Consider the following 9,732-nt stretch of genomic DNA (forward strand, 5'->3'; position numbering starts at 1 on the left):
AGAGACAGGACCGGGGGTGGGCACAGACCGATTATGCACGCGAGGTCCGCGCCGCCAACGCGTCGTTTTACCCACTGGCGAGGGCCGGCCGGAAGACCCCGGCCGGCCCTCGCCCGGATCGTCAGCCGAACAGCGCGGGCAGTGCGGCCTCGTGCGTCTCGCGCAACTCGGCCACCGGGATCTCGAAGACGCCCTCGACGACCAGCCTGTCGCCGCCGGTCATGCCGAGCCCGTAGCAGGGCACCTCGTGCCGCCCGCACAACGACGCGAACGCGTCGTAGGCGTCAGGTCGTACGGCGATGAGCGCCCGGGAAGCCGACTCGCTGAACAGGTCGGTGAACGGCTCGCCGCTCAGCGTCACGGAGGCGCCGACGCCCCGCGCCAGGCACGCCTCGGCCAGCGCCACGGCGAGGCCGCCGTCGGACAGGTCGTGCGAGCCCGCCAGCAGCCCCCGACGGGTGGCCTCGACCAGCACGGTGGCCAGCGCCCGCTCCGCCTCCAGGTCGGCGTGCGGCGGCAGCCCGCCCAGGTGCCGGTGGGCGACGTGGGCCCACTCGGAGCCGCCGAACTCCTCGCGCGTGTCGCCGAGCAGCACGACCCGCAGCCCCTCCTTGGTGAACCCGGTCGGCACGCGCTTGGCGACGTCGTCGATGACTCCGAGCACGCCCACGACCGGCGTGGGATGGATGGCCGTCGAGCCCGTCTGGTTGTAGAAGGAGACGTTGCCGCCCGTCACCGGCACGCCGAGCGCCCGGCAGGCGTCGGCCAGGCCGCGCGTGGCCTCGGCGAACTGCCACATGACCTCGGGGTCCTCCGGGGAGCCGAAGTTGAGGCAGTTGGTGACGGCGAGCGGCTGGGCTCCGGTCACGGCGACGTTCCTGTAGGCCTCCGCCAGCGCGAGCTGCGCCCCCGCGTAGGGGTCGAGCTTGGCGTAACGCCCGTTGCCGTCGGTGGATAGCGCGATGCCGCGGGTCGTCGGTTCGTGCTCGACACCGGCCATGGTCTCCGAGATCCGCAACATGCCCGCGTCGGCCGGCTGGGCCAGCACGGTGTTGGAGCGGACGTAGCGGTCGTACTGGGAGGTCACCCACTCCTTGGAGGCCAGGTTGGGGGAGCCGAGCAGCTTGAGCAGCGTCTCGCGCAGGTCGGCCGGCCGCGCCAGCCCGTCGGGGGTGTCGGCGTTGAGCGCGGCCTGGCCGGCCGGCTCGTGGTAGGGGCGTTCGTAGACGGGGCCTTCGTCGGCGGCCGTGCCCGGCGGGATGTCGACGATGATCTCGTCCTCCCACGTCATGACCAAGCGGCCGGTGTCGGTGACCTCGCCGATGACGGTGGCGGGGACGTCCCACTTCTCGCAGATCGCCATGAACGCCGGGATGTCGCGGGGCTCGACCACGGCCATCATGCGCTCCTGCGACTCGCTCATCAGGATCTCCTCGGGCCTGAGCGAGGGATCGCGGAGCGGGACGCGGGTGAGGTCGACGTGCATGCCGCCGGTGCCCTTGGCGGCCAGCTCGGTCGTGGCGCACGAGACGCCGGCCGCGCCGAGGTCCTGGATGCCTACGACCACGTCGGCGGCGTAGAGCTCCAGGCAGCACTCGATGAGCAGCTTCTCCATGAACGGGTCGCCGACCTGCACGGCGGGCCGCTTGGCCTGCGACTCGTCCTCGAAGGTCGCCGAGGCCAGCACCGAGGCGCCGCCGATGCCGTCGGGGCCCGTGGACGCGCCGAACAACACGACCTTGTTGCCGGGGCCCGGCGCGGTGGCCAGCTTGATCTGGTCTTTGCGCAGCAGGCCCACGCACAGGGCGTTGACCAGCGGGTTGCCGATGTAGCACGGGTCGAAGACGACCTCGCCGCCGATGTTGGGCAGGCCCAGGCAGTTGCCGTAGTGGCTGATGCCCTCGACCACGCCAGGCAGCACCCGGCGCGTGTCGACGGCGTCGGCGCCGCCGAAGCGCAGCGCGTCCATGACGGCGACCGGGCGCGCGCCCATCGACATGATGTCGCGCACGATGCCGCCGACGCCGGTGGCCGCGCCCTGGTGCGGCTCGACGTAGGACGGGTGGTTGTGCGACTCGATCTTGAACGTGGCCGCCCAGCCGTCGCCGATGTCGACCACGCCGGCGTTCTCGCCCATGCCCACCAGCAGAGCCTCTGACTTGGGCGCCTTGGTGGCGAACTGCTTGAGATGCACCTTGGACGACTTGTAGGAGCAGTGCTCGGACCACATGACGCTGTAGATGGCCAGCTCGGAGCCGGTGGGACGGCGCCCGAGGATCTCCTTGACCCGGGCGTACTCGTCGGCCTTCATCCCCAGCTCGGCGAAGGGCATCGGCTCGTCGGGGGTTTTCGCCGCCCGCCGCACGTCGTCGATCATTCGCCCTCCCGCGTCGGTCGGAGGATCGGCATGTCGGCCGGGTCCGTCCGCCGCTCGTTCCATTCGCTCATGCGTCCACCAGGTTCTTGAGGATGGAGGTGAAGAAGCCGAGGCCGTCGGTGCTCGGGGCGCCGACCAGCTCCTCGACCGCGTGCTCGGGGTGCGGCATGAGCCCGACCACGTTGCCCGCCTCGTTGCGGATGCCCGCGATGCCGTTGAGCGAGCCGTTGGGGTTGCCTCCGACGTAGCGCACGACCACGTGGCCGCCGGCCTCGAGCGCGGCCAGCGTCTCGTCGGAGGCGACGTAGCGGCCTTCGCCGTGCTTGACCGGCAGCACGATCTCCTGCCCCTGGTCGAAGGCGTTGGTCCACGCCGTCGCGGTCTGCTCGATGCGCACCCGCTGGTCACGGCAGACGTAGTGCAGCGACGCGTTGCGGGTCAGCGCGCCGGGCAGCAGGTGCGCCTCGCACAGGATCTGGAACCCGTTGCACGTGCCGATCACCGGCAGACCCGCGCCCGCGGCCGGGATGAGCTCGTCCATGATCGGCGCGAAGCGGGAGATGGCGCCGCAGCGCAGGTAGTCGCCGTAGGAGAAGCCGCCGGGCAGGAACACGGCGTCGACCCCCTTCAGGTCGTGGTCGGCGTGCCACAGCGGAACCGCCTGCGCGCCCACGAGGTGCACGGCTCTGGCGGCGTCCTGGTCGTCGAGAGTTCCTGGAAACGTGACTACGCCCACACGGGCAGCGCTCATGACTGTCGTCCCCTCCGAGGAATGCGCACGCACGCGCCGCCGTCTCTTCGGGGCGGACGGCGGTCTGCGGCGGTGTAACCAAGGTTATCGGGTGCTCGCGCATGGTCCGCATCGGCTTGTACGCGACGCGGAGAAGCAGGTCAGACGGCTGCGAGCGCTCGGGGGCGGGCCTTGGCCCCTTCGTCCCATGCGAGCGTCTTGCGCAGGTGGACCGTGGTGCCCCGGCCAGGCTCGGTGCCGAAGGAGATCTCGTCGACGACGGAGCGCATGATCAGCAGGCCGCGGCCGTTCTCGGTGTCGGGCGGGGGGAAGTGCGCGGGCATCGACGGCACGCCCGCGCCGCTGTCGGCCACGCGTACGTCACAGTGGCCGCAGCCGATCGACGCCGTCACCTCGTAGCGGTTGGCGGGTCCCCCGTGCCGCACCGCGTTCGAGCACGCCTCGGAGACGGCGAGCAACATGTCGGCGATGCAGGTCTCACTCACGTTGAGTGAGCGCAGGGCATCGCCTAGCACTCGCCTGACCATCGGTATGCCGATCGCATCCCGAGGCAGCGCCAACGAGAACTCAATATCCACCGGACTCCTCCGGGCGCCAGAATGTCACCTGGAGTAGGTTTCCCTGTGAAATCGGGGCTAACCGCAAAATCACGTTGTTGTTATTTACTGTTGGCTTGCCCGTGGCATTGTGGCACGTCAGAACCCCGCTTTAACCGACCAGGGGGAAATCGGGGGATCAAATGTGCGTTCTACTCTGTAACCCGGACGGTGTAGTCCTCGATCACCGTGTTGGCCAGAAGAGTCTCGGCCATCTTGCGCACCTCGGCCAGCGCCGCCTCGTCGGCGGGGCCCTCCAGCTCCAGCTCGAACCGCTTGCCCTGGCGCACCGCCCCGACGCCGGAGAAGCCGAGCCTGGGCAGCGCCCTGGCGATCGCCTGGCCCTGCGGATCGAGGATCTCGGGCTTCAACATGACGTCCACGATGACGCGGGCCACTGCGTTCCTCCTGGGAGCGGTGGGTGGATGGGAAGCACAGCCTACCGGCGCGTGTGGCCGCCGACACAACGGGAACGGGGAGGACATGGGGCTTGCGCGCAGGGCTGTGACGTCTGCCACCATGGCCCCAAAGCGTACGAACCATCACCATATGGTTCCTCGCCAAGGAGGCCGGGACTGAGGTGGCAACCCCATCGACATCCGGCCCTGACGCACAGGAGTGGCCATGACCGAGCTTGTCGCGGTCGTCAGTGAGCACAGCACATGTGCCGCGATACCGGCGAAGGAGGTCTCGTGACAACCGAAGCCGCACGCGGCGCCGAGTCGCCCCCCGAGCTGGTCCAGTTGCTCACCCCCGAAGGCGAGCGGGTCGAGCACCCCGACTACGACATCGACCTGACCCCCGAGGACGTACGGTCGCTCTACCGCGACCTGGTGCTCGTCCGCCGCATCGACCTGGAGGCCGTGGCACTGCAACGCCAGGGCGAGCTGGGCATCTGGGCCTCGCTGCTGGGCCAGGAGGCGGCCCAGATCGGCTCGGGCCGCGCGCTGACCGACGTGGACATGGCGTTCCCCACCTACCGTGAGCACGGTGTGGCGTGGTGCCGCGACGTCGACCCGGTCAAGCTGCTCGGCCTGTTCAGAGGTGTCAACCACGGCGGGTGGGACCCCAAGGAGCACAACTTCCACCTCTACACGATCGTGATCGGCAGCCAGACGCTGCACGCCGTCGGATACGCCATGGGCATCCAGCGTGACGACGCGAGCGCCGCCACCATCGCCTACTTCGGCGACGGTGCGACCTCCCAGGGTGACGTGAACGAGTCGTTCATCTGGGCCGGCGTGTTCAACGCGCCGATCGTGTTCTTCTGCCAGAACAACCAGTGGGCGATCTCCGAGCCGCTGGAGAAGCAGAGCCGCATCCCTCTCTACCGCCGCGCCTCGGGCTTCGGCTTCCCCGGCATCAGGGTCGACGGCAACGACGTGTTCGCCTGCCTCGCCGTGACCAGGAAGGCGCTCGAAGCCGCCCGTACGGGCCAGGGCCCGACGCTCATCGAGGCGTACACATACCGCATGGGCGCCCACACCACCACCGACGACCCCACCCGCTACCGCGTGGCCAGCGAGCTGGAGGCGTGGAAGCTCAAGGACCCGATCGAGCGGGTCAAGGCCTACCTGTACAAGAACGAGCACGCCGGCCAGGAGTTCTTCGACGCCGTAGACGCCGAGGCCGCCCAGCTCGGCGCCGACCTGCGCAGGCGCTGCCTGGCCATGCCCGACCCCGAGCCGCTCGACATCTTCGACCACGTCTACAGCGAGTCCCACGCGCTGATGGACCAGGAGCGCGCCCAGTTCGCCGCGTACCTGGAGGGGTTCGCCAAATGACGATCATGAGCCTGTCCAAGGCGCTCAACGAGGGCATGCGCAAGGCCATGGAGGACGACTCCAAGGTCCTCATCATGGGGGAGGACGTCGGCAAGCTGGGCGGCGTCTTCCGCGTCACCGACGGCCTGCAGAAGGACTTCGGCGAGGACCGTGTCATCGACACGCCGCTGGCCGAGTCGGGCATCATCGGCACCGCGATCGGGCTGGCGCTGCGCGGTTACCGGCCGGTGTGCGAGATCCAGTTCGACGGGTTCGTCTTCCCGGCGGCCGACCAGATCATCACGCAGCTGGCCAAGATGCCGATGCGCTCGCTGGGAGCGATCAAGCTGCCGGTCGTCGTACGCATCCCCTGCGGCGGCGGCATCGGGGCGGTCGAGCACCACAGCGAGTCGCCGGAGGCGTACTTCACCCACACGGCCGGCCTGCGGGTCGTGGCCTGCTCCAACCCGGCCGACGCGTACACCATGATCCAGCAGGCCATCCGCAGCGACGACCCGGTCATCTTCTTCGAGCCCAAGCGCCGCTACTGGGAGAAGGCCGACATCGACACCGCGTCCACCGAGTGGTGGCCGCCGCTGCACAAGGCCAAGGTGGTGCGGCCGGGCGCCGACGCCACGCTGCTGGCCTACGGGCCCATGGTCAAGACGTGCCTGGAGGCCGCCACGGCGGCCGAGGACGACGGGCGCTCGCTGGAGGTGATCGACCTGCGCTCGCTCAACCCGCTGGACGAGCCGGTGGTCCTGGAGTCCGCCCGCAGGACCGGGCGGGTCGTGGTCGTGCACGAGGCCCCTGTCAACAACGGGTTCGGCGCCGAGCTCGCCGCCAGGGTCACCGAGCAGTGCTTCTACCACCTGGAGTCGCCCGTGCTGCGGGTCGGCGGCTTCTCCACCCCCTACCCGCCGTCGAAGCTGGAGGAGCACTACCTGCCCGACCTGGACCGGGTGCTCGACGCCGTCGACCGGGCCTTCGGGTACTGAGGGGGTTGTCCATGCGACGCGAGTTCAAGCTGCCCGACGTCGGCGAGGGCCTGACGGAGGCGGAGATCGTCCGCTGGCATGTCAAGCCCGGCGACGAAGTCAAGGTCAACCAGATCGTCGTCGAGATCGAGACGGCGAAGTCGATCGTCGAGCTGCCGATCCCGTGGGACGGTGTGGTGGCCGGCCTGATGGCCGACGAGGGCACGACGGTCGAGGTGGGCATCCCCATCATCGCCGTGGACACGGGCGACACTGGTTCCGGCGCCGACGGCGGGAACGACCGGGCCGAGGCGCTGGCCGACGACATGGTCCCGAAGCCCCCGGCCGAGGGAGCCGTCGAGCCGGGCGCCCACGGCAGCCCGGCGCCCAAGGAGGAACGCCAGGCGGTCCTCGTGGGTTACGGAGTCAAGACGGGCGCCACCAAACGACGCCCGCGCAGGCAACCGCCGGGCGCGGCCACCCCGGTGGCCAACCCGGACCGCGTGGGGGTGGACGGTCCGGCCGCGCCGGTCCCCGCCGCGGGGCCGCGGGCGCCGGCCAAGCCGCCCGTACGCAAGCTGGCCAAGGACCTGGGCGTGGACCTGGCGAGCCTCACCGGCACGGGCCCCGAGGGTTCGATCACCCGCGAGGACGTGCACGCCGCCGCCCGGGCGGACGCTCCGCAGGCGGCCCCCCAGCCGCGGCGCGAGCGCGAGGAGCGCGTCCCGATCAAGGGCGTACGCAAGATGACCGCCCAGGCGATGCTCGCCAGCGCCTTCACCGCCCCGCACGTCACGGAGTTCCTCCAGGTGGACGTGACGAGGACGATGGAGGCCGTCCGGTGCCTGCGCGATCTTCCCGAGTTCGCAGAGGTCAGGGTCTCCCCGCTGCTGCTGGTGGCCAAGGCGGTGATCACGGCGGCCGGGCGGCATCCGATGATCAACTCCTCGTGGGACGAGGCGGCGCAGGAGATCGTGGTCAAGCACTACGTGAACCTGGGCATAGCCGCCGCGACGCCGCGCGGCCTGGTGGTGCCCAACGTCAAAGGCGCCGACACGATGCCGCTGCCCGAGCTCGCCGCCGAGCTGGGCCGGCTGACGGAGACGGCCAGGGCGGGCCGTACGCAACCGGCGGAAATGTCGGGCGGCACCATCACGATCACCAACGTCGGCGTGTTCGGCGTCGACGCGGGCACCCCGATCCTGAACCCCGGCGAGGCCGCCATCCTCGCCTTCGGCCAGGTCAGGGACATGCCCTGGGTGGTGGACGGCGAGCTCGCGGTGCGCAAGGTGACGACGTTGGCGCTCTCCTTCGACCACCGGATCGTGGACGGCGAGCTGGGCTCGCTGTTCCTGCGCGACGTGGGCGCCATGCTGGAGGACCCGCTCCGCATGCTCGCCTGGAGCTGAACCCCGGGTACGGCGGCCGCCGGGAGGACCCCTCTCCCGGCGACCGCCGTGGCGGGACGCCCGCACCCGACCACCTCAGAGGCGCCGGCCGGCCGATGAAATACATTGGCCCCCATGATTCGCCACATTGTGCTGTTCACGTGGAAAGACGACACCACCGACGAGCAGCGGGCCGCCGTGACGGCCGAGCTGGGCAGACTGCCCGGCGTCATCCCGCAGCTGCGTTCCTTCACCGTCGGCGGCGACGCGGGCATCAACCAGGGCAACCACGAGTACGCGGTGGTGGCCGACTTCGACAACGTCGACGACTACGTGGTCTATCGCGACCATCCCGAGCACCAGGCCGTGATCGCCGAGCACATCAGGCCGATCCTCGCGAGTCGCGCCGCCGTACAGCTGGAACTCTAGAGCTCGGGCGGGTTGTTCTCCCGGTGCATCAGCCGGTGGTCGGACGTCTGACCCCGCCGAGGGGCCAGCAGGATGCTCAGGAGCACACCCACCCCTCCGACGATCATGAAGATGATGCCGATGATGTCCATGTGGACGCTCTGTCCGAACACGTCGGGCTCGATGGCGAATTTCAGGATGGCGCCGAGCGTGAGGAAGAAGATGCTGACCCCGACACCCATGACGACCTCCAGGCAATGAACGTGTACAGCACCGGTCATACCCGAGTAAGCGCGATCACACCCGCGACTTTCAGGCCAGGCACGACAGAGGCCGGCCGCCGTTGTAGGTGATCATGTCGAGCACGGCGGCGGCCAGGTCGATCGGGGCGCCGAGCGGCCGCCCTTCGAGCTCGGCGTAGGCGCGGTGCAGGTTGCCCACGATGCGTTCGGCGTCCAGCAGCCCGGCCCACTCGCCCAGGTCGGTCTCCCTGGCGGCGTCGAGCGGCGACAGCCCGGCCTGCCTGCCCCGCCTGGCGGTCTCCTGCACGAACCGCAGATAGCCCTCGACCTGGTCGTAGACCTCGGGCCCGCAGATCTCCCCGTGGCCCGGCACGACGGTCGCCGCGCCGAGTCCCCTGAGCTGCGCGAGGGAGTCCAGCGCGCCGGCGACCGAGCCCATGAGCACGAACGGCGTTCCGCCGTTGAAGACGAGGTCGCCGGAGAACAGCAGCCGCCGCTCGGGGATCCACACGTACGAGTCGTTGGTCGTGTGGGCGGCGTGCCCCACGTGCCTGACCTCGCACCTCAGGTCGTCGGAGTACACGGTGACGCGGTCGGTGAAGGTGAGGAACGGCGGCGTCACCTCCATGGCGCCCCACTGCACCTCGGGCGACCAGGCGGCCCGGTAGGCGGGGACGCCGTCGGCGATGATCTGGTCGCGCACGCCCTCGTGCCCGATGATCGTCGCCTCGGGGAACAACCAGTTCCCGAACGTGTGGTCGCCGTGGTGGTGGGTGTTGATCAGAGTGGTGATCGGCCGGTCGCTGACCTGGCCGACGGCCTGCCTGAACGCCCGCGTCCGCCGCTCGGTCGAGCAGGCGTCGACGCAGATGACGCCGCGCCGCCCGGCCAGGAAACCGGTGTTGTTGATCCACCAGCTCCCGTCGGGCTGTACATAGGCGTAGACGCCGTCCGACACCTCCTCGACGCGGGCGGGCGGCAGCGAGTGGTCGTGGGAAGAGGAACTCATGCCCGCGAAGGTATCCGTTCGCATGCCCGGCCGGGCGGCTCGGGGGACAGGACGCCCGCCCGCCGCGCCGGGCGGGCGTCCCCGGCTCTAGAAGCAACGCCGTTCAGTTAAGGGAGAGGGCTGTTCGTCAAGACCGATGAACAAAGCAGCGGAGCTGCTGTAGAAGAGGTCTGTCACTCCAAGACATCCTCACCACAGGAGCTCCGCTGTTGGAACAGGTT

10 protein-coding genes are annotated in these 9,732 nt (G+C 69.9%); 4 read left to right on the plus strand and 6 right to left on the minus strand.

Going from position 1 to position 9,732, the window contains the following annotated elements:
* Window positions 1-121: 121 nt before the first annotated feature.
* The 4 genes from purL to purS form a co-directional block, all read right to left on the minus strand.
* Window positions 122-2,377, minus strand: a complete 2,256-nt coding sequence (gene purL / locus E1267_RS40195) for a phosphoribosylformylglycinamidine synthase subunit PurL (protein WP_132340990.1) — start codon at window positions 2,375-2,377, stop codon at window positions 122-124.
* Between the two features lie 67 nt (window positions 2,378-2,444).
* Window positions 2,445-3,128 carry a phosphoribosylformylglycinamidine synthase subunit PurQ gene (gene purQ, locus E1267_RS40200; protein ID WP_132340992.1) on the minus strand — a complete coding sequence of 228 codons (684 nt, stop codon included), beginning with the start codon at window positions 3,126-3,128 and terminating at the stop codon, window positions 2,445-2,447.
* A gap of 140 nt (window positions 3,129-3,268) precedes the next feature.
* Window positions 3,269-3,655: an ATP-binding protein gene (locus E1267_RS40205; protein WP_132341008.1), complete on the minus strand. Its 387-nt coding sequence runs from the start codon at window positions 3,653-3,655 to the stop codon at window positions 3,269-3,271.
* Window positions 3,656-3,876: 221 nt separating this feature from the next.
* Window positions 3,877-4,122, minus strand: coding sequence for a phosphoribosylformylglycinamidine synthase subunit PurS (gene purS, locus E1267_RS40210; protein WP_132340994.1), 246 nt, complete (start codon window positions 4,120-4,122; stop codon window positions 3,877-3,879).
* A 264-nt stretch (window positions 4,123-4,386) separates the two neighbouring features.
* Between purS and pdhA the strand changes: the two genes are divergently transcribed.
* From pdhA to E1267_RS40230, 4 genes are all read left to right on the plus strand, one after another.
* Window positions 4,387-5,508: a pyruvate dehydrogenase (acetyl-transferring) E1 component subunit alpha gene (gene pdhA, locus E1267_RS40215; protein ID WP_236667867.1), complete on the plus strand. Its 1,122-nt coding sequence runs from the start codon at window positions 4,387-4,389 to the stop codon at window positions 5,506-5,508.
* Entirely contained in the window at window positions 5,505-6,485 is a 981-nt protein-coding gene (locus E1267_RS40220) for an alpha-ketoacid dehydrogenase subunit beta (protein ID WP_132340998.1), read from the plus strand. Before pdhA ends, E1267_RS40220 begins: the two co-directional genes overlap by 4 nt.
* 11 nt (window positions 6,486-6,496) lie before the next feature.
* On the plus strand, window positions 6,497-7,873 hold the full coding sequence (locus tag E1267_RS40225) for a dihydrolipoamide acetyltransferase family protein (RefSeq protein WP_132341000.1): 1,377 nt from the start codon (window positions 6,497-6,499) through the stop codon (window positions 7,871-7,873).
* A 114-nt stretch (window positions 7,874-7,987) separates the two neighbouring features.
* The gene (locus E1267_RS40230; RefSeq protein ID WP_132341002.1) at window positions 7,988-8,281 is read left to right on the plus strand and encodes a Dabb family protein; all 294 of its coding nucleotides are present in this window, start codon (window positions 7,988-7,990) and stop codon (window positions 8,279-8,281) included.
* Here E1267_RS40230 and E1267_RS40235 read toward each other — a convergent pair.
* Together E1267_RS40235 and E1267_RS40240 are read right to left on the minus strand one after the other, a co-directional pair.
* On the minus strand, window positions 8,278-8,502 hold the full coding sequence (locus tag E1267_RS40235; RefSeq protein ID WP_132341004.1) for a hypothetical protein: 225 nt from the start codon (window positions 8,500-8,502) through the stop codon (window positions 8,278-8,280). The genes E1267_RS40230 and E1267_RS40235 overlap by 4 nt on opposite strands.
* 70 nt (window positions 8,503-8,572) lie before the next feature.
* A complete protein-coding gene (locus E1267_RS40240) occupies window positions 8,573-9,511 on the minus strand; it encodes an MBL fold metallo-hydrolase (RefSeq protein ID WP_132341006.1) in 939 nt (312 codons plus the stop codon).
* Window positions 9,512-9,732: the final 221 nt, after the last annotated feature.

Origin of the sequence: Nonomuraea longispora (genome assembly GCF_004348345.1) — a bacterium.
GTDB lineage: Bacteria > Actinomycetota > Actinomycetes > Streptosporangiales > Streptosporangiaceae > Nonomuraea > Nonomuraea longispora.

What these genes read in the sequence shown, in the direction of transcription:
- purL (WP_132340990.1), bottom strand. Translation starts at nt 2,377, where the DNA reads ATGATCGACGACGTGCGGCGGGCGGCGAAAACCCCCGACGAGCCGATG.
- E1267_RS40220 (WP_132340998.1), top strand. Translation starts at nt 5,505, where the DNA reads ATGACGATCATGAGCCTGTCCAAGGCGCTCAACGAGGGCATGCGCAAG.
- E1267_RS40240 (WP_132341006.1), bottom strand. Translation starts at nt 9,511, where the DNA reads ATGAGTTCCTCTTCCCACGACCACTCGCTGCCGCCCGCCCGCGTCGAG.
- pdhA (WP_236667867.1), top strand. Translation starts at nt 4,387, where the DNA reads ATGTGCCGCGATACCGGCGAAGGAGGTCTCGTGACAACCGAAGCCGCA.
- E1267_RS40205 (WP_132341008.1), bottom strand. Translation starts at nt 3,655, where the DNA reads ATGGTCAGGCGAGTGCTAGGCGATGCCCTGCGCTCACTCAACGTGAGT.
- purQ (WP_132340992.1), bottom strand. Translation starts at nt 3,128, where the DNA reads ATGAGCGCTGCCCGTGTGGGCGTAGTCACGTTTCCAGGAACTCTCGAC.
- E1267_RS40230 (WP_132341002.1), top strand. Translation starts at nt 7,988, where the DNA reads ATGATTCGCCACATTGTGCTGTTCACGTGGAAAGACGACACCACCGAC.
- E1267_RS40225 (WP_132341000.1), top strand. Translation starts at nt 6,497, where the DNA reads ATGCGACGCGAGTTCAAGCTGCCCGACGTCGGCGAGGGCCTGACGGAG.
- E1267_RS40235 (WP_132341004.1), bottom strand. Translation starts at nt 8,502, where the DNA reads ATGGGTGTCGGGGTCAGCATCTTCTTCCTCACGCTCGGCGCCATCCTG.